Annotated in this window: 1 protein-coding gene; it reads left to right on the top strand. The window is 47.4% G+C overall.

What is annotated here, in order from left to right; all coding sequences use genetic code 11:
* Positions 1-232: diguanylate cyclase domain-containing protein (locus Q4528_RS16435; RefSeq protein WP_303522867.1), on the top strand; the 232-nt coding region annotated here is incomplete at both ends.

Consider the following 232-nt stretch of genomic DNA (forward strand, 5'->3'; position numbering starts at 1 on the left):
AGATACGGTCGCGCGCTTGGGGGGCGATGAGTTCACCATTGTTATTGAAGGGGTGAGTGAACAACAACCATTGGCCAACATTGCAGAAACCGTGCTGCAAGCTTTAGCTAAGCGCTTCACGATTAAACAGGAAGATGCCTATGTTAGTGGCAGTATCGGCATCGCTTTTCATCCTTTAGATGGCACTAACGTAGAAGAGTTAGTGAAACATGCCGACCAAGCGATGTATGTT

The organism is Staphylococcus pasteuri (assembly GCF_030547725.1).
Classification (GTDB): domain Bacteria; phylum Bacillota; class Bacilli; order Staphylococcales; family Staphylococcaceae; genus Staphylococcus; species Staphylococcus pasteuri.